22 protein-coding genes are annotated in these 24428 nt (G+C 46.0%); 13 read left to right on the forward strand and 9 right to left on the reverse strand.

Annotation, left to right across the window (positions count from 1 at the left end):
* Position 1 precedes the first annotated feature (1 nt).
* The 5 genes from Q1A18_RS17960 to Q1A18_RS17980 all read right to left on the reverse strand — a co-directional run bounded on the left by Q1A18_RS17960 (position 2) and on the right by Q1A18_RS17980 (position 6836).
* Positions 2-850, reverse strand: a complete 849-nt coding sequence (locus Q1A18_RS17960; protein WP_299584056.1) for a DUF3108 domain-containing protein — start codon at positions 848-850, stop codon at positions 2-4.
* Complete coding sequence (locus Q1A18_RS17965) at positions 795-2675, reverse strand: Ig-like domain-containing domain (protein WP_299584059.1); 1881 nt, start codon at positions 2673-2675, stop codon at positions 795-797. The genes Q1A18_RS17960 and Q1A18_RS17965 overlap by 56 nt, the downstream gene beginning before the upstream one ends.
* A gap of 81 nt (positions 2676-2756) precedes the next feature.
* Complete coding sequence (gene glmS / locus Q1A18_RS17970) at positions 2757-4595, reverse strand: glutamine--fructose-6-phosphate transaminase (isomerizing) (protein WP_299584062.1); 1839 nt, start codon at positions 4593-4595, stop codon at positions 2757-2759.
* A 39-nt stretch (positions 4596-4634) separates the two neighbouring features.
* Positions 4635-6002 (reverse strand): DUF4270 domain-containing protein, encoded by a 1368-nt coding sequence (locus Q1A18_RS17975; RefSeq protein WP_299584065.1) that lies wholly within the window; start codon positions 6000-6002, stop codon positions 4635-4637.
* A 30-nt stretch (positions 6003-6032) separates the two neighbouring features.
* Positions 6033-6836, reverse strand: coding sequence for a glycogen/starch synthase (locus tag Q1A18_RS17980; RefSeq protein WP_299584068.1), 804 nt, complete (start codon positions 6834-6836; stop codon positions 6033-6035).
* A gap of 154 nt (positions 6837-6990) precedes the next feature.
* Here Q1A18_RS17980 and panC point away from each other — a divergent pair, with 154 nt between their 5' ends.
* The 8 genes from panC (at position 6991) to Q1A18_RS18020 (ending at position 12732) form a co-directional block, all read left to right on the forward strand.
* Positions 6991-7833 (forward strand): pantoate--beta-alanine ligase, encoded by an 843-nt coding sequence (gene panC / locus Q1A18_RS17985; RefSeq protein WP_299584071.1) that lies wholly within the window; start codon positions 6991-6993, stop codon positions 7831-7833.
* Positions 7834-7844: 11 nt separating this feature from the next.
* Positions 7845-8195, forward strand: a complete 351-nt coding sequence (panD, locus tag Q1A18_RS17990) for an aspartate 1-decarboxylase (protein ID WP_299584074.1) — start codon at positions 7845-7847, stop codon at positions 8193-8195.
* A gap of 84 nt (positions 8196-8279) precedes the next feature.
* A complete protein-coding gene (gene rfaE2, locus Q1A18_RS17995; RefSeq protein WP_299584077.1) occupies positions 8280-8768 on the forward strand; it encodes a D-glycero-beta-D-manno-heptose 1-phosphate adenylyltransferase in 489 nt (162 codons plus the stop codon).
* A 2-nt stretch (positions 8769-8770) separates the two neighbouring features.
* Entirely contained in the window at positions 8771-10135 is a 1365-nt protein-coding gene (radA, locus tag Q1A18_RS18000; RefSeq protein ID WP_299584083.1) for a DNA repair protein RadA, read from the forward strand.
* Between the two features lie 126 nt (positions 10136-10261).
* Positions 10262-10648, forward strand: a complete 387-nt coding sequence (locus Q1A18_RS18005) for a DUF4296 domain-containing protein (protein ID WP_299584086.1) — start codon at positions 10262-10264, stop codon at positions 10646-10648.
* Positions 10645-11139: a hypothetical protein gene (locus Q1A18_RS18010; protein ID WP_299584089.1), complete on the forward strand. Its 495-nt coding sequence runs from the start codon at positions 10645-10647 to the stop codon at positions 11137-11139. The genes Q1A18_RS18005 and Q1A18_RS18010 overlap by 4 nt, the downstream gene beginning before the upstream one ends.
* Before the next feature lie 75 nt (positions 11140-11214).
* A complete protein-coding gene (locus Q1A18_RS18015; RefSeq protein ID WP_299584092.1) occupies positions 11215-11994 on the forward strand; it encodes a radical SAM protein in 780 nt (259 codons plus the stop codon).
* Positions 11995-12129: 135 nt separating this feature from the next.
* Complete coding sequence (locus tag Q1A18_RS18020) at positions 12130-12732, forward strand: helix-turn-helix domain-containing protein (protein WP_299584095.1); 603 nt, start codon at positions 12130-12132, stop codon at positions 12730-12732.
* Positions 12733-12913: 181 nt separating this feature from the next.
* On the opposite strand, the gene Q1A18_RS18025 is transcribed toward Q1A18_RS18020, so the two are convergent.
* The 3 genes from Q1A18_RS18025 to amrS form a co-directional block, all read right to left on the reverse strand.
* Positions 12914-13363: a DUF2147 domain-containing protein gene (locus tag Q1A18_RS18025; protein ID WP_299584098.1), complete on the reverse strand. Its 450-nt coding sequence runs from the start codon at positions 13361-13363 to the stop codon at positions 12914-12916.
* A gap of 104 nt (positions 13364-13467) precedes the next feature.
* Positions 13468-14310: an AmmeMemoRadiSam system protein B gene (gene amrB, locus Q1A18_RS18030; RefSeq protein WP_299584101.1), complete on the reverse strand. Its 843-nt coding sequence runs from the start codon at positions 14308-14310 to the stop codon at positions 13468-13470.
* Entirely contained in the window at positions 14291-15319 is a 1029-nt protein-coding gene (gene amrS, locus Q1A18_RS18035) for an AmmeMemoRadiSam system radical SAM enzyme (protein WP_299584104.1), read from the reverse strand. The genes amrB and amrS overlap by 20 nt, the downstream gene beginning before the upstream one ends.
* A 194-nt stretch (positions 15320-15513) precedes the next feature.
* Here amrS and pepF point away from each other — a divergent pair, with 194 nt between their 5' ends.
* The 3 genes from pepF to Q1A18_RS18050 all read left to right on the forward strand — a co-directional run bounded on the left by pepF (position 15514) and on the right by Q1A18_RS18050 (position 19601).
* Entirely contained in the window at positions 15514-17412 is a 1899-nt protein-coding gene (gene pepF, locus Q1A18_RS18040) for an oligoendopeptidase F (RefSeq protein WP_299584107.1), read from the forward strand.
* Positions 17413-17537: 125 nt separating this feature from the next.
* On the forward strand, positions 17538-18359 hold the full coding sequence (locus Q1A18_RS18045) for a class I SAM-dependent methyltransferase (protein WP_299584110.1): 822 nt from the start codon (positions 17538-17540) through the stop codon (positions 18357-18359).
* Between the two features lie 54 nt (positions 18360-18413).
* A complete protein-coding gene (locus Q1A18_RS18050) occupies positions 18414-19601 on the forward strand; it encodes a glycoside hydrolase family 18 protein (RefSeq protein WP_299584116.1) in 1188 nt (395 codons plus the stop codon).
* Between the two features lie 394 nt (positions 19602-19995).
* Here the strand turns inward: Q1A18_RS18050 and Q1A18_RS18055 are convergent, their stop codons facing one another.
* Positions 19996-21318, reverse strand: a complete 1323-nt coding sequence (locus Q1A18_RS18055) for a sulfatase-like hydrolase/transferase (RefSeq protein ID WP_299584119.1) — start codon at positions 21316-21318, stop codon at positions 19996-19998.
* Positions 21319-21894: 576 nt separating this feature from the next.
* Here Q1A18_RS18055 and clcA point away from each other — a divergent pair.
* Positions 21895-23241 carry a H(+)/Cl(-) exchange transporter ClcA gene (gene clcA, locus Q1A18_RS18060; protein WP_299584122.1) on the forward strand — a complete coding sequence of 449 codons (1347 nt, stop codon included), beginning with the start codon at positions 21895-21897 and terminating at the stop codon, positions 23239-23241.
* Between the two features lie 990 nt (positions 23242-24231).
* A partial coding sequence (locus Q1A18_RS18065; protein WP_299584125.1) for a hypothetical protein occupies positions 24232-24428 on the forward strand: 197 nt, incomplete at its 3' end.

The raw sequence follows: 24428 nt of genomic DNA on the forward strand, positions 1-24428 counted from the left end.
ATTAGTCTATTTCTGATGTTAATGGATATTTAATCTGTTCCAGGCCGGTCAAAATTGCGCTAACCGATCCAACCAAAATTTCCGTTTCTACCTTCACCGGAATATGATTTCGGTCGGCCGTGAACCAGACGTTCATGTGTTCGCCATCCGGGAAAAAATCGCCCCCTAACAGGGCAATGGATACATGATGACAACGAAACTTCCGGCCTTCGCGTGTTTTCACAACCTCCTGTCCCAGGTAACGAAAGTACAAATCTTCTGTCTTGTTATCAACCAACATCCGAAAATTAACTTTATCCCCCTTTTTAAGGGCATCAAAGTCGTAATTCCGAAACTGATAGACTGTTGTCAGCATATCGGCCGTAGCGGGCTTCCAGCTTAGCGTATCGCGAAAAAGCGCTTCCTTTTCGCGTTTTATTCGCGAATAAATCTTTTTGCTTTCGGCATCGAAGGCGTATTCGTGCAAGGTGGAGCTTTTGCCATGGTTCACTTTCCGGTTAAAATAGTCGGCTTGCAAGCCCTGCACACCGGCATAACTCATGAAAGTATCACGAACCGTATAGAAGAGATCATAAGCCTTGTAGGTGCGGCCTTCAGCCAAAAACTGCCACTGCGCCTCTCCCTTTCGGCGGAGCGTGTCAGCCTCAAAGGTTACTTCGCCGGCATTCACCCATAGAATGCCCCAGTTGTAATAGGCGCCGTAAGTAATCTTCTCTCCCGACTGGAAGACATAGTCGGCCTTTTGCGCACCGACAGAGCTGGGAAGCAAAAGAACAAAGGCAAGGAAAATCAGGCTAGAAAGGCCGGTTGCCCGACCGCTGCGATTGTTTTCTCTTTGAATTTTTGCCATCCTCTTTTTTCTTGTCTTCATCAATCAGTTCCTTATCAAATTGAATTAAGGGGAGTACCCACACTTCCCGAACTTCAAAATTGGAGCGCAGTTTCAAAATTTTAGAATAGTACATGACCTGCTCAGGCTGAATTCCTTCATCCAGTTTCCCGGTATCCCATTTCCCGTTGTTGTTACGATCAGCAATAAGCCTGATTTTATACTTATCGGGTTTTAGATAAGCAAATTCAATTTCACTGTCCTCGGCAATGCGAATTTCCCGCAAGACTTTTTCGTCCTCGGTATTCTCAAGCAATTGCACGATTCCAGGGCCATTCAAGCCGCCAACCATCAAAATAATCTTGGCATAGAAACTCTCTTCCTGAATGCCTATCTTTTGGTTAAGCTTACTGCTGGGGTGCCCCGCAAAGTTGCAGGCAGCAGCCGAATCAACTTGCAAGCGATACTGGCCTTCAAACTCCCACGGGTAATGAATGTGAAATTTACGCGCCGACAAAGAATCCTGCCAAATCTCGAACTCCCGTTCTTCCTCCAAGGTATCTACTTGTTGGTACAGATGAATCATTGACCAATCAAAGAATTCCAAGGGCTCAGGAGCTTCGAGCAAAATGTTGTTATACACATCAAAGCCTTTGCTTTTGCCATTGGCTTTGAATGTAATATGTGGAATGGGCTCGGGCTTATCTTCCTCCTCCTTTTTCCGTCGCTTTCGGGAAGTGCTCTCTGGTTTGGCATAGTTCAAATCCAGCGTATCATGTTTTAGCACCAGCTGATTCAAGCTATCCGCCACCAAATACTCCAAATGAAACATCAGGCTGTCGGTGTTGCTCAACACGGTGTCGGTCAACCAAAACATCAGCGAATCGCGGGTGGGATTAAACTCCATGTAGTTCCAGTCATCCCGGGAAGGAGTCGAATTAAGCAATTCTACATGAAATGAATCGCTCAGGCTTTCAGCAAAGTAAAAGTGAATCAGGTTGTTGCGTTCCCGTTTGGCATCTTCCAGGTACTGGTCAAAGTATTCTTCTTCAAACAGCATTAAAAAGAACGGTGTTTCAAGGGCACTGCGACGTTTGTCCTTTATACTGAGTGTATCAGTCGTATCCGCTACGGCAGTATACTCCGGCAAGTTCATTTCCTGCGGAATCACCAGGGAATCGAGAAAGCCGATCTGCTCCAACTGCTGGTTGTAGTTTAAGCTGTTGTCAGCATCGGTCAGCGCGTACAGCCGGTACGAGCCCGGAGCAATATTACTGACCACAAAGAAGCCCTCTTCATCCGTTTTGGCAATATAATCAGGAATGCTATCGGTAAAAGCCGACAGCTCTTTCAACGCGTGAAGCATGACCAAGGCATCTTCAACTGGCTCCAGGTTATCGGCTCTTTTCACATAACCGCCAATCATCAGGCTGTCAAAATCAGAGCCGGTACTAAAAGAAAACCGGAAATCTTCCAGCGGATTTTTCTCATTATTGTCCACAATGGCATCCTTGAAATCAAGCGAATACGTTGTGTTTTCCTGGAGTTCTTCCCCCAAATCGATAATCAGGGTTTTGGACTTGGTCCGAATCATGGGCCGCTTTTTCAGCGGAGGCGAAACCACCAAGGCTTCACGCACCTCATCGCTAAGCACAAATTCATCAAAGGTCAGACTAATTTCCTCCCCCTTAAAATTTCGACCGTTAAATTCGGGAACGGTTTTAATCACCGCGGGAGGAATGGAGTCTTTAGGGCCGCCTGTGGGCATTCCAGGATTGGCACAAGAGGTTGTAAAAACCAAATACCCAACATAGGCAAACAGAAGTATCGGGAAAAATTTTTTCATGTTTTTAAAGTCTGCATAAACATACAAAATCCATCAGAAATTGCCGATGGTCTTGCTTTTTTGTTTGGTTGAAAGGACGATTTATTCCACAGTAACTGATTTGGCCAGGTTTCGGGGTTGGTCAACATCACAGCCCCGCATCACCGCAATATAATAAGAAAACAGTTGCAGGGGAACCACCGTAAGCAAAGCAGCCACCGCCGGGTGCGACTCAGGAACTTCGAACAGGTCATCGGCCATTTTACGCAAGCCGTTATCGCCTTCGGTAACTACCGCAATGATATTTCCTTTACGGGCTTTCACCTCCTGAATGTTGCTAACCACTTTCTCATAGTAGCTGTCTTTGGCTGACACCACCACTACCGGCAGGTTGTCATCCACTAACGCAATGGGTCCGTGTTTCATTTCACCGGCAGCATAGCCTTCCGCATGAATGTAGGAGATCTCCTTCAGCTTTAAGGCACCTTCCAAGGCAACAGGAAACAGGTATCCACGTCCCAGATAAAGTGCATTCACGGCATCTTTATACTTTTCAGCTACCTGTTTGATGTAAGGGTGACCGACTAATATTTTTTCCAGTTTCTCCGGGATAGCCAGCATTTCGGCAATCAACATTTCATAGAATTCCTGGTCAATCTCCCCTCGTTCCTTCGCCAGTTTAAAAGCCAGCAAAGTCAGCACCGTGACCTGAGCCGTAAAAGCTTTGGTTGAAGCCACGCCAATCTCAGTACCGGCATGAGTATAAACACCGGCTGCTGTTTCGCGGGCAATACTGGAGCCTACGACATTGCAAATTCCAAGAATCAGAGCGCCTTGTGCTTTAGCCATTTTCAGGGCAGCCAAGGTATCAGCCGTCTCCCCGCTTTGACTAATGGCAAGCACCACATCGCCTTCATAAATAATGGGCTTCCGGTACCTGAATTCCGAAGCATACTCCACTTCAACCGGCACGCGGGCATACTCTTCAATCAGGTATTCGGCCACCAGAGCTGCATGCCAGGAGGTTCCGCAGCCAAGAATTATAATTCGTTTGGCGGCCACTATCTGTGGAAAAACATCCATTAGTCCGCCTAAGACAATGTCATTCTGATTTGGCCGAATCCGGCCACGGTAAGTATCTGAAATCGTTTTGGGTTGCTCGAAAATTTCTTTCAGCATGAAGTGCTCAAAATCCCCTTTATCCAAATCGCCAATACTCAGATCGACCTTGGTAACTTTGAAGTTGGCCGGATTATTCTGCACCGTTCTCAGGGTCAGGCTGTTTCGTTCCACAATAGCCACATCACCATCATTCAGGTAAATCACACTATCGGTGTACTCCACAATCGGGCTGGCATCAGAAGCCAGAAAATATTCACCCTGCCCAATGCCAATCACCAACGGACTCCCCATTCGTGCCGCAATAATCCGGTCTTTTTCGGCTTTGCAAATCACCACTATACCGTATGCACCAACCACTTTTGAAAGAGCCAGGCGAACAGCTGTTTCGGCGTCTTCCACCTCTTCCAGCTGATAAAAATACTCAATCAGGTTGGCCAAAACTTCGGAGTCTGTTTCCGAATGGAATTCAAAGCCTTTGGCCATCAAATCCTTTTTCAGGCGGGCATAGTTCTCAATGATTCCGTTGTGCACCAGCACAAAATTACCGAGCATGGACTGATGCGGGTGAGCGTTCACATCGTTGGGCTCGCCATGGGTTGCCCAGCGGGTATGTCCAATCCCGACATGCCCTTCTATGTTTTTGTCCGCTACAAAAGCTTCCAGTTCGCTTACTTTCCCTTTGCGCTTGTAAACGTTTAAGGAACTATTATAAATAGCAATACCGGCGGAATCATATCCCCGGTATTCTAATCGTTGCAATCCTTTGAGCAGGATTGGGTATACATTTTTATCGCCGATATAACCAACTATTCCACACATATTTTATCTGGTTTTAAAAGTGGAAACGATTGGCAGGCGCTAATTCAACTTGGTGTAAGTCACCTCCAAACGAATTCCAACATGGCTGGAACTCCCTTTCAAGACCACTCTTCGAGTCCGCTCATTGCGGAAGAGAGTAGAAAGGTAAAAACCATAATTCGTTACTTCTCCATCAATAATATCTTGTAAGTGATGGGTAATATTGAATGTATAGGTCGCATCCTCAGCGTTGAACCGTCCGCCATACAAAGCAGAAGAAACCGCAAAATCGGAAGGCAGGTACAAGTAGCCATCTTCCCCTTCTGTTTTTTCTCCATCAATAGCCCGTAAAACTAAAGCCGATGGAACTTGATAGTTGTTATAGTCTGAAGCAACGGTATCAACCTGAAAAACAATAGAAGCCTTGTTTATGATGAAATCCGTTGAATCCTTCCAGGTATCCAGACTTGGAATGTCAACCTTTGATCTCAACCCTCCAAGAGTTTGAAGATAAATCAAGCTGTCCGGCGTTTCCGGGTGTTCTACCAGCTGGTCTGCAAATACGGTAGTAGAGTAATCATGTGTAAAGCTGCTAATCCGCGCCGAGTTGGTATTGATGCGATACGAAAAGCTTAAAGAATCGGTCTCCACTGTATCTATTACTTGCGTGTAGTGCAAGGTAAGGTTTGATCCACCTGCCAAGGTATAGAGGCTCAGCAAAGCACCACCTTCACTAACATCTTGCGACTCGATGTAAAGGCCTTTAAAAAAGTCAAGGAACACATCGTTATTCACCATGTCCAGTGAGTCAGCCTTCACCAAACGTTCGGCCAAAGACTGATCAAGTTTAATGGCTAATTCCTGAACCAAGGTATCGGTTTCCGTAGAATCCATGCGGAAAACAGGATAAAAATCCAGCTCTCCAATGACATTGGCACTGGCCAAAGCTTTCAGATCAACATCCTGGTAATAAGGATAATCTCCGGAACCCGTAACATCGGTTGTATCCAGGTAAACATCCTCCTCCAACTCATAAACCTTAAGTGACTGCAAGGTCGTCGTATCGCCATAAAAATCCTTGTAAAGCAGGTACAATACCAACGAATCAGCCTGGGTCGTTTCATCAAATCCGGGATAACCGGGCAGACGAAGCTGAACCGCTAAATTGGCTGTTGTTTTCCCAAACACAGGATCATTAAATGTTCCAAAGATATTGTAATTGGGCTCGTCGGTTCTCAAAAGCTCATCGTTTTCGGTGTACGCCGCAATGGTTGTTGAATCCACAGCAAAATCTACTTCCTTCAAGTCAGAACCTGGTAACAACTCCAAACCGGTACTGTTCGGGTCTTCCTTACAGCTCCACAAGGCTAAGCTTGCCAATGAGCAAACGAGTACCAGTCTACTTAGTTTTTTTAGTTTCCTTTTCACGTAAACATTGTTTTTAGTGCATCAGTGCGCTTACATCACCTTGTCGTAAAATTCGTTGTAGGCATCCACGTAAGTGTCTTCCGACTGATAATTTAGAAATAGTTTTTCTGACTCCTGAATGTAAGCCGACAGGTTGGGATTAATCTGCTCACTGCCTTGAATAACGGCATCTGCATATTCAATTCCCAGTTTACTCATGTTCTCATAAGTCGGTTCATCCAACAGTTTCAGATCGTCCTCTGCAATACCATCCAACAGTACATTGGATTTCGTATTTGGACTTAACGGATTTTTGAAGGTTTCATTGTATACCGAATACACAACTTTGGAATTGGCAAAAAGCGGATCGTCATGATAAGCCTTTTTGATGTATAGAGGTACCAGAGAAGCTAACCAACCATGACAATGAATCAAATCCGGAGCCCAGCGAAGTTTGATTACTGTTTCGAGCACGCCACGGGCAAAAAACACCGCACGTTCATCATTGTCTTCAAATTCTTTTCCTTTTTTATCCCGCAGGATTTCTTTTCGGTGAAAATAATCCTCATTATCAATAAAATAGACCTGCATACGTGCAGCCTGAATAGAAGCCACCTTAATAATTAGCGGGTGATCGGCATCATTAATAACCAAGTTCATTCCCGACAAACGAATCACCTCATGCAATTGATTTCTGCGTTCGTTTACACTCCCGTAACGCGGCATGAAAGTCCTGATCTCTCGACCTTTCTCTTGAATTCCCTGAGGTAAGAACCTCGACTTAACCGACATTTCTGATTCTGGAAGGTAAGGTGTAATTTCCTGGGAGATAAATAATACTCTTTTCTTTTCCATTGAAAAATAGCTGAATTTGAATAGGCAAAATTAGTAAAAATATCGCGAATATTCAATTTAAGGCGGTTACGTGTATCTTAAAAAAACTTAAGAAGGCAGATCACCTTTTGTTTTGAATTAATTTATTTACTTTGCAGCTCAAATTTTGCCCTGTATGTTGGTTGTAAAGGAAATAAAAGAATTACAAGAACGAATTGCGCGAGAGAAACAGGAGGGAAGAACCATCGGTTTTGTACCAACCATGGGGGCCTTACACCAGGGGCACCTATCGCTGATTGAAAAGGCGGGACAACAAACTGACTTTGTTGTTACTAGCATCTTTGTAAACCCCACCCAATTCAATGATAAAAAAGATTTAACAAATTATCCAAGAACCTTGGATAAAGATCTTGAACTGTTGCAGGAAACAGCCTGTCAGCTGGTTTTTGCACCGGAAGTAAAAACCATTTATCCTCAGGAAGATAAACGGCAATTCAACTTCGGAAAACTGGAGCAGGTCTTGGAAGGTCAGTTTCGCCCCGGGCACTTTAACGGAGTAGCTCAGGTGGTCAGTAAACTGTTCGACATGACCAAACCAGACCAGGCTTTTTTCGGTCAAAAGGACTTTCAACAGCTGGTGATTATAAAAGCTCTGGTAAAACAACTAAATTTGCCGATCGAAATCGTGGCCTGTCCAACCATGCGCGAAGAAGATGGCCTGGCCATGAGCTCGCGCAACCAACGTTTGACCGATGAGCAGCGTCAAAACGCTCCGCACATCTACCAAACACTAAAGCAGGCACGGAACAAAGCCCGCTCCATGAGCGTAAACGAAGTAAAGCAGTGGGTGATTGAGACGATTGATCAAAATGAATTCCTGCAAACGGAATATTTTGAAATTACTGATGATGAGAACCTTGACACAATTGAAAGCTGGAACAGTCCGCTAAACAAAGTGGGATCACTGGCTGTTCACTGTGGAGAGGTCAGGTTAATTGATAATATTGTATTTGAATAAATAATTACAACATGTTTATTGAAGTTTGTAAATCAAAAATACATAAGGTAAGTGTTACCGAAGCAAACCTGCAATATGTTGGAAGTATTACCATTGATGAAGATTTGATGGATGCTGCCAACCTGATTGAGAACGAAAAAGTTCAAGTGGTTAACATTAACAATGGCGAGCGGCTGGAAACTTACGTCATTAAAGGAGAGCGCAATTCAGGCGTTATTTGCCTGAACGGCCCTGCGGCACGTAAAGTCGCCGTAGGCGATGTAGTGATTATCATTTCATACGCTATGATGGATTTTGAGGAAGCCAAGAAACACAACCCAACCTTGGTATTTCCCGACATTGAAACAAACAAAATCGTTTAAAACGATTGAAACCCATAAATTAAACCTCAAGGCTTTTTTTAGCTTTGGGGTTTTCTTATTTTTACTGAATAACCTTCAGTTAAGATGATAATAGACCTGTCCCGCAAAATCTTCCCTTCGTTTGAAGCCTTTTTTGACACGCTTAAAACCTGGAAAACAAGCAATCACAAACTTGTTTTCACCAACGGATGTTTTGACCTGCTGCACCGGGGACACCTCGACTCCTTGGTTCAGGCAGCCAGGCTGGGAGACAAACTCATTGTCGGACTCAACTCCGACACCTCGGTTAAGCGCCTGAAAGGTGTCAGCCGTCCGCTGATTGATGAGGAGTCGCGCGCACACATGCTCGCGGCGCTGGAGATGGTTGATGCCGTCATCCTGTTTGACGAAGACACCCCTTATCCCTTAATTAAGGCCATTCGCCCCGACATTCTGGCGAAGGGAAATGATTATGCCATCAGTGAGATTGCGGGAGCCGACCTGGTTCAAAGCTATGGCGGAACCGTGGCACTCCTTCCGCTAACCAAAGGATTTTCAAGCTCATCCTTGATTGAAAAAATAAAAAACAGCTAAACATGGCCAAAGTAAAAACCGTTTATACCTGCCAAAACTGTGGCAGTCAATCTCCCAAATGGGTGGGTCGTTGCAACAACTGTGGCCAATGGAACACCCTTGTGGAAGAAGCCGTAGTGAAGGAAACCAAAAGCCCGTTAAGCTCGCGAACAGCCAGTGGCGCCAAACCGCAAAAACTGAACGAAGTGAGTTCCGAGCAAGTACAGCGAATCGATTGCCACAACAAAGAACTCAACCGGGTGCTTGGCGGCGGCTTGGTTCCCGGTTCCCTGGTGCTGGTTGGCGGCGAACCTGGCATTGGCAAATCAACCCTGGTTTTGCAGGTTGCCCTTGACCTAAGCACCAAAAAGATTTTGTATGTCTCGGGCGAAGAAAGCATTCAGCAAATAAAAATACGCGCCAACCGGCTGAAACGCGAAAACGACAACTGCTACTTTTTAAGCGAAACATCGCTCGAAAATATCCTGACCCACTGCGAACACCTGGAGCCCGAAGTGCTCATCATCGACTCCATTCAAACGGTGTCCACGGCCCACATTGAATCGTCGCCGGGCTCGGTCAGTCAAATCCGGGAGTGTACCAACGGCATTCTGAAATTTTCCAAAGAACGGCAGATTCCCGCCATTTTAATCGGACACATCACCAAGGAAGGCAGCCTGGCCGGCCCCAAAGTGCTGGAGCACATGGTTGACACGGTTTTGCAGTTTGAAGGCGAAAACCAATACCTCTACCGGATTTTACGATCCATCAAAAACAGGTTTGGCTCTACCTCCGAATTGGGGATTTTTGAAATGAACAACGAAGGGATGCGCGAGGTAAGCAACCCATCAGAGCTGCTGATTAACCGCGACCACGAAGGACTTAGCGGGACAGCCATTTCCGGAGCCATTGAAGGCAACCGCCCTTTGCTGATTGAAATTCAGTCGCTGGTAAGCACGGCCGCCTATGGCACCCCGCAGCGCTCCTCTACCGGCTTCGACCTGCGACGCCTGAACATGCTGCTGGCCGTACTGGAAAAACGAGCCGGGTTCAAACTGGCCAGCAAAGATGTTTTCCTGAACATTGCCGGCGGAATAAAAGTGGACGATCCGGCCATTGATCTGGCTGTGATCTCGGCCATCCTCTCGTCCAACTTCGATTTGGCCGTCGACAAGAAACTGTGCTTTGCCGGCGAAGTGGGTCTGTCGGGTGAAATACGCGCTGTCAACCGGCTGGAGCAACGTATCGCAGAAGCCGAGAAACTGGGCATGCAGAAAATTTTCGTGCCCAAAAGCGGAAAGGCCCTCAACCTGAAAAAATTCAACATCCTCATCGAGCAAGTCGACCGAGTGGATGACTTTTTCCGAAAGCTGTTCCGCAAAAACTAACCGAATGCCAACAAGCATTTCCGGTTCCAGCCCAGCTTCGTTTTAGTAAATTCAATCTTTTTTTGAAGTTAGCGGATCAAATAATGAGATGGAATCCTAACTTTGTCAACGAATTCACGATCAGTAATGAAAAAAATAAGCTTATACTTCCTCCTGATACTTTTGGCGGTAGCCTCCTTTTCCTGTAAAGAGAAAAAGGGCTTTCCCGAACCTGTAAACCTGATTAAGGAGAAGCAGATGGTCGATATGCTTTACGATATTCATCTTAATGAAGCCTACGCCAGCCAAGCCCGCTACGATAAAAAAAGGATTCAGGTGGAGTCGAAGGACTTGTACCTGTCAGTGCTGGAAAAATACGGCGTGCCCGACTCTGTTTTCGCACAATCAGTCGTCTTTTACTCCAGCAGGCCCAAACTGTACGACCGCATCTACCAACAAGTGGTTGAACGCCTGAACATGCTTCAGGAAGAGAACAGCGCCCGGAAGGAAGTCAATATTCAACCCCAGGAATGAAGAAATACGCTGCTCACTACCTTTTCCCCGGCAACGAAAGCCCCATTGCCCAAGGAATGGTTCAGGTCGATTCCAGTGGTCTGATTCTGGCTGTTGTTAAGCCGCATGGGAAACTGCAAGAAGAGGCAGGCATGGAATTTCACAACGGCATCCTCTGCCCTGCCTTTGTTAATGTTTACCACGAATTTGAGCCTGAACGCTTTTACCGCAAATTTCCCTTGCTGAAAAAATTCCAAGCGCTGCAGCCCGAACGCCTATCAACCGAAAAAGACGTGCTAAGCTGGCTGATTGCCATTCAGCAGGCCGATGAACAAATCAGTCTGCAACAACTGATTACCATTTTTACCATCGACGCTGCCAAAGCCATCGACCTGGAAAAAGAAATGGGTAGCCTCACTGCCGGGAAACGCCCCGGCCTAATGCTCCTTTCGGGCATGGACTACCAAAAACTGCGATTGACCGAAAAAAGCCATCTGAAGAGGCTGGTCTGACTCCAAAGTAGCCCAGCGCACAACTTGGCTCAGCCAAAACCAAAGAAATCCTTACTTTTGCTGAAAAATTACCGCATGGCAACCTTTCTGTTTGACGAGATTATTTTTGGACCGGTTAAAAGTCGCCGGTTGGGTGTTTCCCTTGGTGTAAACCTGCTTCCTACCGACAGCAAAGTCTGTTCGTTCGATTGCATTTACTGCGAGTGTGGCTGGAACCCGAAACAGCGGGAGAAAAAAGCGGAACTCCCAAGCCGGGAAACCGTTTCCGACAAGCTACGCAGCAAGCTAAAGGCCATGCAAACGGCAGGTGAGCTTCCCGATGTAATTACCTTTGCAGGCAATGGCGAACCCACCCTGCACCCGCAGTTTGCCGAAATTATTGACGACACCATCGCCCTGCGTGATGAGTTTGCCCCCGACTGCCGCATCGCAGTGCTTTCCAACTCAACTATGATTCAGCGGGAAAGCGTTTTTCAGGCGCTCCTAAAAATCGAAGACAACATTTTAAAGCTGGATTCGGCCATCGAAAAAACCGTGCAACTGCTGGACTGTCCGGTTGGACGTTTCGACCTGAAACAAACCATCGAGCAGCTGAAGCGATTCGGCAATCAGGCCATTATTCAAACCCTGTTTGTGCGCGGAGAACATAAACAGCAAATGGTGGATAACACGACCGAAGAAGAACTCAGCGCCTGGCTGGAAGCACTCCTGGCCATTCAACCGAAACAGGTCATGATTTACACCATTGCCCGTGACACACCGGCCGAGGGACTTCAAAAAGTTTCGGTGGAAGAGCTGAATGCCATTGCCGACCGGGTAAAATCAGCCGGCTTTGATGTGCAGGTGTCGGGTTAAGTTCGACCGCTTCTCCCCCGGCTATTTCCCTTAAATAAAACAGCTTGCAGCAATGACGTAAAAATGACGTAAGCCAGACGCTATACACACTAAACCCTGCTCCTACTTTTGTTCGAAACATTAATTTGAAGAAAAATGAAAAACAACGATTTAGCCAGGCGCGTCAAGCTCCTTCGTTCACGGAAAGGGTTTTCACAAGAGTTATTAGCCGAGAATTCAGGCTTGAGTTTACGTACAATTCAACGTATGGAAAATGGCGAAACGGAGCCACGTGGCGACACCTTAAAACGTTTGGCTCATGCGCTGGATGTTTCGTCGGATGAAATCATGGACTGGACCATTGAGGAAGATCGCGGTTTTCTGACCGGCCTTAACTTATCGGCCTTAAGTTTTATTCTGTTCCCCCTTTTGGGCATACTTGTTCCTTTAATTCTTTGGATCTCGAAAAAGGATAAAATAAAAGACGTGGATCAGGTGGGCCGAAACCTGTTGAATTTTCAGATTAGCTGGAGCATGTTTCTCTTTTTGGGATTGATTGGCAACATTTTACTGACACAGTATCGGATCCATTCGAGTGGAGACATCAATATGGCCATCCTCATGACCGCCAACCTCCTCAACATTGGTTTGTTTGGATTAACCTACTTCTTCAACCTAACACTGGTCATCATCAATACCATTCGTATCCAGAATGAGAAAGCAACATGGTACTTTCCAAAGATTCGCTTTCTGCGTTAATCCCAACGACCATTTTCTGGAGAACAACAACAAATTTTTTCAAATCGAATTGATCCAATCTGTTGGTTTGAGCAAAAAAACACATGAAGACAGTTGAATACAATCACTTTCAACTGTCTTTTTTCGGCTGAAGATTTATATCAAGCTATATCTTTAACATCTTATTCGCTTTGCCCCCGAATCAGTTGAGTTTGGTGCGTGTCCATTCGGTTGATTTGCCCAGCCATCGGATTCCCACCACATAACCTTTCAGGTAAAGCGTGTTTGAATCATTTTTAAACCAGGCGTAGCAATCGTAGGTTTTGCCCGACTTGGGATCGTAAATTCGACCGCCCTGCCATTCCTTGTCGCTGGTATCGTAGGTCAGGCGGTTCAAAATCTGAAGACCAACAATGGAGCGGTCGCGCAAATCCGGATCCGGATTTTCATCATCTTTGGGAGGCTGGCCATTGTCATATTTCTCCGGAATCATGTACACAATGGTTCCCGTGAACACACCATTTTCTTCAACCACTTCTATTTTCGAAGTCTTTTCATCATTCCACCAAATACCGGTGATATCGGAGGCTTTCTGCGCCGAAACAGTATTCAGCCCCAGCCCAAACAGCAAAAGAAACAGGATTTTTTTCATCGTATCAGGATTAGTCATCAAACATAGCGCTTGCCGTTCTGTTGAATTGCAAGCAGCCTAAAGGTAAAGAAATCAATGAATAATCCTTCACTCCAATGAAAACATCAGGCATCGTAACACAAAAAGGAGATGTAGTCCACCACCATTGCTGCCGGCTGTACTTCCCCGGAATTTCCTCTGCGCAGCAAGGCAATTCCAGGCCGCTGCGCCACCTGACGGGTATATTCAATCAAGGTCATAATGGGGCCATAGCCACAGGCCGACACCTGGTGCTTCTGCACCACATCAAATACGTTCTGACTATTCAGACTTAAAATCTGGTCAATGACCAGCTGATCCTTCTCATACCCCTTGCTTGGCGATTCGTGGTGCGAAAAATCAGAAGAAGCGATAAGCAGAATACGCTCACCGGTTTGCAGGGCAGCCTGCTTGATTTTGGAAGCCAGCGACACCGCGCTGGGGACGGTTTGCTTATTCATGGTAATCATGACCACCGCAAAAGGATGTTCGGCATACAGCTGCAAAAAAGGCAATTGCACTTCACCCGAATGCTCGAGCGAATGCGCCCGGTTGTTGGGTTCAATATCCAGGGCCTCCATAAAAGCCTGGTCGGTATCCACCGTGCCCAAAGGCGTTTCCCATTGGGTGTAGCTGCTGGTGTTGTACCAACCCGATCCGTAGCCGGTGTGATTGGGATTTACCACCACAATGGTATCGAAATGCTGCTGACTTTGCTTGAGAATATCGTAGAAATGAATGGCCTCGTAACCGGAGTAAGCATAGCCTGCATGCGGAACAATGCCGCCGAGCAGGGTTTTCTGAGCCAGAGCTTTGTTGATGCTTGCCTTTTCAGCCTGATAAACATTCTGGATCAGTTGTTTTAAGGCCACCTCGTTGTCGGGGTAGAAACTTCCGGTAAAAATGGGGTTACGAATCGACGTGTTCATAGAGATGCTGTTTAATGACGTTGGTTTTACAGTGCTGACAATTTCCACTGGCATCAATCCCGCTCGGATGAACCTGATAGGCATTGCGCTCAATCAGCTTGTTGTTGCAATGCGGGCAAAACGTATCGCCATGATCACCGACAAACAAATTGCCCAGGTAAACGTGATGAAGCACATTTTTAGCCAGATCATACATCCGGAACAAGGTTTCGGCTGGCGTTGGTTCCAGTCGCAAACGGTAGCCGGGGAAATACCTGGAAAGATGAAGAACCGTTGAGTTCCCAGTCTCATCGGCAATCCATTGACACAGTTGTTCAAACTCCTGCAAATCATCATTCAGTCCCGGAATAACCAGGGTCGTCAGTTCCAGATGACTGTCTGATCGTGCAATCTGTTTGATCGTACGTAACACCGGACTCAGCCTGCCCTGGCAATGCTTCCGGTAAAAAAGCTTGTTAAAGGCCTTCAAATCAATATTGAAAGCATCCATCATTCCCATCAAGCTGCTCAAAGGTTCGGGGTTGATGTAACCATTGCTGATCATCGCGGTGTGCAAGCCTTCCTGCTTGGCATTCACTGCTGCACTCAGCATAAATTCATAATTCACCGTGGGCTCATTGTAGGTAAACGCCAGGCCAATGTTATGCGGCGTTCGTTTAGCCAGCTCTACCAGCTCTACGGGCGAAAACTCATGCAGGGGTTGGCGGTCTGTTACCCCGCCCTGGGTCAGGCTGTGGTTCTGGCAAAACGGGCAGCGCAAATTGCATCCGGCCGTTCCGACCGACAAAATTTTATGCCCCGGAAAAAAGTGATACAAAGGCTTCTTTTCCACCGGATCCAGGTTCATCGCCTCCACCTTACCATACACTTTGGACAACAACACCCCGCCGTGGTTCATGCGAACCAGGCAATCGCCATAGGCACCGGGCTTAATCCGGCAGTTATGCGGGCACAAGTGACATTGCACCTGGTGGTTCTTCAATGCGGTATAGTAAAGCGCTTCGTGCATGGTTTTTTGCTTTTAATACGGGGCAGACAGCCGTTTTCAAAGCCCTGTAATCTTCTATACGCAAACCTTCGATAAAAGGTATCTTAATCCAAAAATCAGAAAAGATGAAGAACATCTTTTTTTATACCAATTCCTTGTAATATATTTCCACCATAAATTACCTATACAGTCAGGAACTGTACAATTTAAAATACATGAAGCGAATTAATCTGAAAACAAACACGATCCTGTTAACTATTATAGCGATGTTTGTGGCTATGAATAGTAACAGTCAGAATCAGAAAACCCGGGAAGATATCCCCGAAAAGTACCAATGGAATTTGACCGATTTATATGAATCGGATGAAGCCTGGCGGGAGGCCGTAGAGAATTTAACAGACAAACTCGATGAAGTTGAAAAGTTCAAAGGCACATTGACCCAATCCGCCGATCACCTGTTGAAAGCCATGGAATTCAACAGTCTGCTTTCCAAAGAAGCTTCCAAAATCTACCTGTACGCCGGCATGAACTCCGACCTGGACACCCGCAACATGAAATACAACGGCATGAAACAAGAGCTGCAATCTTTGTTTTCCAACTTTGGAGCCAAAGCCGCTTTTATTGAGCCGGAAATTCTGTCTGCCGACTGGGCAACCATCAAAGACTTTATTAAAGAAGAGCCAAAGCTGGCCGTCTACCGCATGCCGCTGGAAAACATGTTCCGCACCAAAGCCCACTCCCTGAGTGAAAAAGAAGAGCGTATCATGGCCCTTTCCGGCATGGTGGGCTCCGTACCTCAGGCGGTTTACGGAACTTTTTCCAATGCCGAGATGCCCAAACCCGAAGTTACGCTGACGGATGGCTCGAAACTTAAGGTTGGAAGCGCCGAATATGGCCGCTACCGGGCATCAGCCAACCGCGCCGACCGCGAGATTGTGTTCGAAGCCTACTGGAACAACTATGCGAAATTTCGGGCTACCTACGGCGAAATGCTTTACGGCAACGTGAAAGCCGACATTTTCCATGCCCGCGCCCGTCATTACAACTCATCGCTTGAAGCTTCGCTTTACCCCAATAACATTCCGGTGGAAGTGTACCATTCGCTGGTGGACAACGTGAACGAAAACCTGCCTGCTTTTCACCGCTACCTCAACATTAAAAAGCGCATGATGGGGGTTGATACCTTGAAGTATCTCGATTTGTATGCTCCGGTAGTGAAAGATGTTGACCTGACGTACGACTACGACGAAGCAACAGCCCTTATTCTGGATGCGCTGAAACCGCTGGGAAAAGAGTATGTGAACACCGTTAAGCAGGCGGTTGATGAGCGCTGGATTGATGTGTACCCCACCGAAGGCAAACGCTCCGGAGCTTACTCCAACGGCGCCTTCTACGATGGTCACCCCTTCATTTTGCTCAACTACAACGATCTTTACGACGATGTAAGCACCCTGGCACACGAGCTGGGTCACACCATGCAAAGTTACCTTTCGAACAAAAGCCAGCCCTACCCAACGGCCGACTACGTAACTTTTGTGGCCGAAGTAGCTTCTACCTTCAACGAAGTATTGCTTTTTGAATACATGATGAATAAGGTGGAAGATGACGATGTACGCTTGTCGTTGCTGATGGAGTGGCTCGACCGTTTCAAAGGCACCTTGTTCCGTCAAACCCAGTTTGCCGAGTTCGAACTGAAGATTCACGAAGAAGCTGAAAAAGGCAAACCGCTGACCGGTGATGAGTTCTCCGAAATTTACACCGACATTGTTAATCGCTACTACGGACACGACAAAGGCGTTTGCTACGTGGATGACTACATCAACATGGAGTGGGCCTACATCCCTCACTTCTATTACAACTTTTACGTGTACCAATACAGCACCTCGTTTACAGCCTCCATTTCGCTGGCCGAAAAAGTGATGAGCGGCGACAAACAGGCCTTGAAAAACTACATCGATTTCCTCTCTGCCGGTGGATCCGACTACCCCATTCCGCTGCTGAAAAACGCAGGCGTGGATATGACCAGCTCTGAACCATTCGACAAAGCCATTGCCTCGATGAACAAGGTGATGGATGAAATTGAAAAGATACTGGACAAGAAGGAGAAAGAGTAACCATGTTACTGATTGTCCGTTTATAAACCAGCTTCCCGCAAGGGAAACTGGTTTTTTATTGACTCCTTTCCCTGGCTTACCCGGGAACTTTCATTCGATGAATAACTCATAAAAATCTCCAACCAATGACTCCGAAAAAAGACTACATCGCCATCAACCGCGAATCGTGGAACAACAAAACAGCCACGCATCTCCAGTCCGATTTCTATGATCTGAAAGGCTTTCTGGCAGGCAAAACATCCTTGAAGTCCATTGAACTGGAACTTTTGGGTGATGTGCGCGGAAAAAGTATCCTCCACCTGCAATGTCATTTCGGACAGGACAGCCTTTCATTGGGGCGCATGGGAGCCCGGGTAACCGGCGTTGACCTTTCCGACCGGGCCATTGAGCAAGCCCGCCAGCTGGCCGAAAAAACGCAGATTGAGGCCAAATTCATTTGTTGTGACCTTTATGACTTACCCCGGCATCTGGATGAAAAGTTTGATGTGGTGTTTACCAGCTATGGCACCATTGGCTGGCTGCCGGACCTGGATCGCTGGGCCCGGCTTATTGCCAGCTACCTGAAGCCAAACGGCCAGTTTATCTTTGCTGAATTCCACCCGGTGGTCTGGATGTTCGACGACCAGTTTCGGCAAATTGCCTACAACTATTTCAATTCCGGAGCCATTGTAGAAACGGAATCAGGCACCTACGCCGACCGGGATGCACCCATCAGCCAGGAGTTTGTTTGCTGGAACCACAGCCTGGGTGAAGTCATCACCAGTTTGATTGAAAACAAGCTTGTGCTAAACACGTTCAACGAGTTTGATTATTCGCCCTACAACTGTTTTAACAACACCTTGGAAGCGGAGCCGGGCAAATTCCGAATCCAACACCTTGGCAATAAGCTGCCCATGGTTTATGCCCTAAAAGCAAGCTTAAAAAAAGTAACAACAACAGCGCGATAAAGCTGTTGTCCTACAAAAACACTAATTTTGCATTACAAATTCAAAACCTTCGACATGAACAAATTATTCGCTATTGTTTGTCTGGCAATTCTCGCAACTGCGATGGCCTGTACCTCAACCAGTGAGCCGGCTAACAAGCCTGCCCGCGTGATTATGGGTTATTACTTTGCAGGAGAAGATGCACAGATTGAAAAACTTCCGCTGAACAAGTTAACGCACATCATCTTTTCGTTTACCGAAGTATTGGACGGAGAGATGAAATTTCCAACGGCATTCAGCGCGGATCAACTTCACCGCCTGGTCGCCCAAAAAGAGAACTATCCCGGACTGAAAGTGATGGTTGCCTGCGGTGGCTGGGTTGGCAGTAAAGGATTTTCGGAAATGGCTGCAACGCCCGAATCGCGCAAAAAATTTGTGGATAGCACCGTTGACTTCATTAACACATTCAAAATTGACGGAATCGACCTTGACTGGGAGTATCCGGCTTTGCCAGGAGATAACAACCCTTATGGCCCGGAAGATACGCCCAACTTTACTTCGCTGGTTAAAGAGCTTCGCGAAGCGATGGATAACATCGATGAAGATTTAATCCTGTCGTTTGCCTCAGCCGGATGGGCCAAGTACTACGACCATATTGAGACCCTTGAGGTGATGAAGTATGTGGATTACATGAACATCATGACTTACGACCTGACTACCGGAGCCAATCCGTTTACTGGTCACCACACCAACCTGGGACTGATTACGAAAGAAGACCTGGAAGGAACACCAATGATGGAGGCTTACAAAGCCGATCCGGATTTTGATGTTGAAAACTGGACGCCTCGTTCTACGGAGTTCATTGTTGACTATTGCATTGATCTTGGCATTGAGCCTTCAAAAATTGTGCTGGGAGCTGCTTTCTACGGACGCGGATGGAAAGGTGTTCCACCGGAAAACAATGGTCTTTACCAGCCCAACCAGGGAATTTTCATCAACTGGGCTTCCTACTCGCTTATGCGCGACAAGTACGAAAACAAGAATGGCTACGTTCGCCATTGGGACCCGGTAGCCAAAGCGCCTTACCTGTACAGTGCGAAAGACAGTATTTTCTTTTCGTACGACGACAGCACCTCGCTGAAAATGAAGAGCCGCTACGCGATCGACAAAAACCTGGGCGGAATCATGTTCTGGCACCTGGGTGACGATACCACCGAAGAAAACAGCTTGCTGGATGCCATTTATGAGGAAATGACACGCTAAAACAAGCACTGAAAATAAATAGAAAGGCTGTCTCAAAGTAATTTTGGGACAGCTTTTTTTATGGCTAAACTGACCAGCTTTTCCAAAGTTCTAAACTTTGGAAAAGTTAAGAAAACGATACATGCCCAAAAGCTTATCAGCCAAACAATAGCAGAATCAACGATTTCGGTCCGATCCGCCACTATTTCCATGCAGTCCGACACAATTTCGATGCAATCCGCCATGATTTCGGTCCAGTCCGATGATATTTCCGTCCGATCCGCAAGCATTTCGGAACAATCTGCAGCAAATGCGCTCCAATGAGCCGTTCTTTCGTGGCCATCCTACTGCTTCCCACCCGTGCCAGCCGAAGATGACTTTTATCGAATCATCAAGCCTAAACACCCCTGTTGACTTATCTCACACTAGCCAATCCAGGATGTTTTTGGAGTTCCTGCTCCAGCTTGGTTCTAATGAGGCGTTCATTTTGGCTCAATGAATCAGTATTCAACGGATGCTTTTCTAGACGATCCTGAGTCAGGTTGTAAAATTTGCCATCCTGATACAGCTTATAGTCGAGCGTCCGGACAAACTGATTGCGATACCGGTTGACATTCTTGCCCCACTGAGGATCATAGTGCACAAAGGCAGTTTCTCTTGCTTCATAGTTCCCCCCGGTTAGCAAAGGATAAAAGCTTTTCCCATCCGCTTCAACCGCTCTCCCTGCAATATCAGCCAAAGTGGGAAAGAAATCGCTGAATTCAATGAGGTTTTCATAGGTAAATCCCTTTTGAATTGCTTTGGGCCAGGATATAACCAGCGGTACATGAGTCCCCGCATCAATCGTCTTCCCTTTTCCGCCTTGTATGGTTTCTGTCGCCAGCTTGGAGTAGATGGTGGGATGCGTTCCATTATCTCCGGTAAAAATTACCAGGGTGTTCTCATACAGATTGAGCTCCTTCAACTTATCGGTTAGTTTCCCGACAATTTTGTCGGTATAAGTAACCATATCCTTGAAGTAAGCGGTGTCATTTTTGTTTCGTAGTGCTTCATTCGCCCAGTCTTCCGAATCAGGCGTCGGAACAAATGGATCGTGGACCAACACCATGGGATAGTAAACAAAAAATGGGTTCTCCTGATGTCGCTCCATAAAATCCAGGATATAGTTTGCAAAGATATCCGGGCCATAATCCTCTGCCGAGGTCTTCAGGATGTGTCCATTTTGCTCAATCAAGGGGTTTGCATACCGACCTCCTTCGCTTCCGGCTTTTGTCAGTTGCCACAAACAATATTCATCAAAGCCGAACTGATTGGGCTTGGTATTATCGTTCCAATCCGGAATTTCATCTTTATGGTAGGCTCCGTTAAGCTGCCATTTGCCGGCAATACAGGTGACATAGCCTGCATCCTGCATCAAGTTGCCAAAGGTATATTGATTGGTGCTTAAATGCCCAAAATAGTCGTAGTTGCGGTAGTTGTACAAGCCAGTCATAATCTTAACTCTCGAAGGCGTACAAAGCGGTTGCGAAACGCAGTTGCTAAAACGCACACCAACAGAAGCCAGTTGATCGAGATGGGGTGTCGCATAGGAAGTAGAACCATAAGCGCTTAAACACTCATAGCCCATATCATCCGCCATAATCAGCAAAACATTGGGCTTATCCGCTGTTATCGTCGGCTGGCAGGATGCTGCTGATAACAATAAAAGCGAGTTAATGACGAGTGCTGACTTTCTCATAAGGCTGTGTTCGTTTAAATGTCGGGTGTTCTAAAGAACGACTTAAAATACGCGAAATCATCCGGCGATGCAAACAGCTTCTCATATTCATTCAATTCCTTTCTGATTTGGGTACTGCTCTGATAACCTTAAAGAAATGGCAAAGGAGACATAAACTTGGCCAGTTGAACAGGCGAAATTGCCCGAGGGAATACTGAGAACCCGATTGTTCGATCAATTACAAACCGAAAGATCCTGAAATATGCAATTGAAACAGTTTAATGAACACAACCAACTCTGTCAGTTCTTTAAATCGTGAATAAAATGGGTTTTCTTAGGCTCATGTTTTGTGAAGTTTTGTAAATTGAAGGAGAAACGATTAAGCTGTAATACCCGAACACAAGGATACGAAGCAGTACGATTCCCAATTGCTGATTTCGATTGGGAGGATGCTTAATGATGCCGTTTAGAGCATATCGTATTGTTGTTCGAAAAGGAAGGGGCTTAATTCTTTCAGTGATGGAAACGGGAACGATTATTCAAGGAATAAAACTTGCGTTTCATTTAGCTTGGAACAAGAATAAAATCAGCTGATTTATGATAAAGCTTAATGCATTTCCTAATGAATATCAACGATCGGTTTATGAGAACACCAGGCATTTCAGGCTATTGTTCTATGCGCTGTTAATAGGGCTTATTGTAGGACTGGTTGGTTCCATTTTTAGAATTACACTTAGCTATATTGAAGGTTTCAGGATTACCTTATTTGAACATGCAGGCAACGCGGGATTTATAAGTTGGCTATGGCCTGTTTTGTTTGCAATTGCTGGAATAAGTATTGCCTTATTTCTGGTTCGGAAATTTGCACCTGAAGCAGCAGGAAGTGGCGTTCAGGAAATAGAGGGGGCCTTAGACGGGATACGTCCCATGCGTTGGAAAAGAGTAATACCAATAAAATTTATTGCTTCGTTATTTTCCTTGGGCAGTGGCTTGTTGTTGGGGCGCGAAGGGCCGACGGTTCAGTTGGGTGCCAATATTGGTAAAATGGTTAAAGACACTTTGGGGCAATCAGATATTGAAAATAACCCATTGGTTTCAGCTGGTGCTGCAGCAGGGCTTGCCAGTGCTTTTAATGCACCTTTTGCGGGTATTATTTTTGTTATTGAAGAAATGCACGGCCATTTTAAGTTTAATTTTTATTCAGTAGCGGCGATTATGATTGGAGCGGGAACAGCCGATTTTATTGTTCGCGTCATGGTTGAATCTAAGCCCATTATACAAATGATGGTTTTTCCTAGTCCGGACCTTTTGGGATTATGGCTATTTATAATTCTGGGTTTATTATGTAGTGTTATCGGCTACCTCTATAATAAGCTTCTTATTTTATCGTTGGATTTTTTTCAATTCGCCCTTAAAATGCCAGTAATTTATACCGGAGTTTTTGTAGGATTAGTCATCGCCTTAATCGGTATCTTTTCCGCCGATATGATCGGTGGCGGGTACGAAACAATTACCAAAGTCCTCGATAATTCATTTCCTTTATCTTTCCTGTTGTTTCTATTTGTTGCAAGAATGTTATTATCCTTTTTTAGCTATAGTCCCGGAGTACCCGGAGGCATTTTTTTACCCGTGCTTACACTTGGCGTTATTTTAGGAGTCGTGTTCGGAATAATCATGCAAAACTATTTTCCCAATTTAATTGCTCATCCGGGTGTTTTTGCGATTGCCGGTATGGCAGGCATTTTTGCAGCAACTGTTAGAGCACCCCTTACAGGATTAGTGCTGGCTGTTGAAATGACGTCAAACTATGAATTGATTTTACCATTAATAATTGCTACAGTTACCGCCTCTGTATTTACAACCCTTTTTGGAAATAAGCCAATTTACACAACCCTTTTAGAGCGTACATTGGTAAAGAGCAAGCAGGAAGAACAAGTAGAATAAAACCCGGCAGGAAATAACCAGACGTGCTTTAAGTGGCACGCAGGCCAAGCATTGAGCCACTGGTTAGACGAAGTCGGGTGTTCCGGTCAGCTGGCCTTAAGTTTTCAACCAAAGGTTAAAGCACAATTCGAAACTGCACCAGCAGTGGGATTTTTGCATTTCCTGTCTATTCGTTTGTCCTCTGTTTCTCAACCTTCACCTTCCCTCGTGCCTACAGCCTTCTGTCTGCTCACTACTGCCTTCCTGCCTGATTTTCAACCCATCCTGCGTAAGGTTTATTGGCTTCCTACTTTAACCTTTCTCCTTGATTCTTTAACCTTTCAATTAATAATTGATTGTCAGATTTTTGGATGCTCAGATAGTCAGATTGTGCGTGCGTTCTTGAGTTCGTGCCTTCGTACCTTCCTGAGTTCGTGACCTCGTGCTTGATTCTTACCCCATCCGTCCCGGTTCCCTGGACATCTTCCCTTCGAGAATGGAAGGAAATCCAACCACTAGCGCATGGTTCAATGAGAATAAGGTTTATTGGCTTCCTCCTTTAACCTTTCTCCTTGATTCTTTAACCTTTCAATTAATAATTGATTGTCAGATTTTCGGATGCTCGGATACTCAGATTGTGCGTGCGTTCTTGAGTTCGTGCCTTCCTGAGTTCGTGACCTCGTGCTTGATTCTTAACCCATCCGTCCCGGTTACCGGGACACCTTCCCTTCGAGAATGGAAGGAAATCCAACCACTTGCGCATGGTTCAATTTTCTTAAACCTTATTAGCTTCTTTGTTGCTGATTTTGACCACCCCGTCCCCGACAAGTCGTGGACACCCCTCCTTGACAGGCGGGGAAATGGGCCTGAGCCAGACAATCGACTTTTGGCTACAGCGAAAGGTGCTTTTTTCGTTCCTGAGTTCGTACGTTCGTGCCTTCGCCTTCTCCCTTCTGCCTGTCTCCTTTGCTCCCTTTTTGGTAACCCGACTGCAGTTCCCATTTTGGTGACTTGTTGCACGTTTTTGCCGACTGCAGTTTGTTTGGAGGTAACTCGAGTCATGCGGGAACTGACTTCAGTCAGCTTGGAGCTAACTCTTCGCATCTTTTTACCGACTGCAGTCACCTTTTGGATGAATTGAGTCAGGTCAGAACCGACTGCAGTCACCCCGAAGGTAAGTCGAGTCAGGTCGGAACCGACTGCAGTCA

Origin of the sequence: uncultured Sunxiuqinia sp. (assembly GCF_947495665.1) — a bacterium.
GTDB lineage: Bacteria > Bacteroidota > Bacteroidia > Bacteroidales > Prolixibacteraceae > Sunxiuqinia > Sunxiuqinia rutila.

What these genes read in the sequence shown, in the direction of transcription:
- Q1A18_RS17960 (WP_299584056.1), bottom strand. Translation starts at nt 850, where the DNA reads ATGGCAAAAATTCAAAGAGAAAACAATCGCAGCGGTCGGGCAACCGGC.
- Q1A18_RS17965 (WP_299584059.1), bottom strand. Translation starts at nt 2,675, where the DNA reads ATGAAAAAATTTTTCCCGATACTTCTGTTTGCCTATGTTGGGTATTTG.
- glmS (WP_299584062.1), bottom strand. Translation starts at nt 4,595, where the DNA reads ATGTGTGGAATAGTTGGTTATATCGGCGATAAAAATGTATACCCAATC.
- Q1A18_RS17980 (WP_299584068.1), bottom strand. Translation starts at nt 6,836, where the DNA reads ATGGAAAAGAAAAGAGTATTATTTATCTCCCAGGAAATTACACCTTAC.
- panC (WP_299584071.1), top strand. Translation starts at nt 6,991, where the DNA reads ATGTTGGTTGTAAAGGAAATAAAAGAATTACAAGAACGAATTGCGCGA.
- panD (WP_299584074.1), top strand. Translation starts at nt 7,845, where the DNA reads ATGTTTATTGAAGTTTGTAAATCAAAAATACATAAGGTAAGTGTTACC.
- rfaE2 (WP_299584077.1), top strand. Translation starts at nt 8,280, where the DNA reads ATGATAATAGACCTGTCCCGCAAAATCTTCCCTTCGTTTGAAGCCTTT.
- radA (WP_299584083.1), top strand. Translation starts at nt 8,771, where the DNA reads ATGGCCAAAGTAAAAACCGTTTATACCTGCCAAAACTGTGGCAGTCAA.
- Q1A18_RS18005 (WP_299584086.1), top strand. Translation starts at nt 10,262, where the DNA reads ATGAAAAAAATAAGCTTATACTTCCTCCTGATACTTTTGGCGGTAGCC.
- Q1A18_RS18010 (WP_299584089.1), top strand. Translation starts at nt 10,645, where the DNA reads ATGAAGAAATACGCTGCTCACTACCTTTTCCCCGGCAACGAAAGCCCC.
- Q1A18_RS18015 (WP_299584092.1), top strand. Translation starts at nt 11,215, where the DNA reads ATGGCAACCTTTCTGTTTGACGAGATTATTTTTGGACCGGTTAAAAGT.
- Q1A18_RS18020 (WP_299584095.1), top strand. Translation starts at nt 12,130, where the DNA reads ATGAAAAACAACGATTTAGCCAGGCGCGTCAAGCTCCTTCGTTCACGG.
- Q1A18_RS18025 (WP_299584098.1), bottom strand. Translation starts at nt 13,363, where the DNA reads ATGAAAAAAATCCTGTTTCTTTTGCTGTTTGGGCTGGGGCTGAATACT.
- amrB (WP_299584101.1), bottom strand. Translation starts at nt 14,310, where the DNA reads ATGAACACGTCGATTCGTAACCCCATTTTTACCGGAAGTTTCTACCCC.
- amrS (WP_299584104.1), bottom strand. Translation starts at nt 15,319, where the DNA reads ATGCACGAAGCGCTTTACTATACCGCATTGAAGAACCACCAGGTGCAA.
- pepF (WP_299584107.1), top strand. Translation starts at nt 15,514, where the DNA reads ATGAAGCGAATTAATCTGAAAACAAACACGATCCTGTTAACTATTATA.
- Q1A18_RS18045 (WP_299584110.1), top strand. Translation starts at nt 17,538, where the DNA reads ATGACTCCGAAAAAAGACTACATCGCCATCAACCGCGAATCGTGGAAC.
- Q1A18_RS18050 (WP_299584116.1), top strand. Translation starts at nt 18,414, where the DNA reads ATGAACAAATTATTCGCTATTGTTTGTCTGGCAATTCTCGCAACTGCG.
- Q1A18_RS18055 (WP_299584119.1), bottom strand. Translation starts at nt 21,318, where the DNA reads ATGAGAAAGTCAGCACTCGTCATTAACTCGCTTTTATTGTTATCAGCA.
- clcA (WP_299584122.1), top strand. Translation starts at nt 21,895, where the DNA reads ATGATAAAGCTTAATGCATTTCCTAATGAATATCAACGATCGGTTTAT.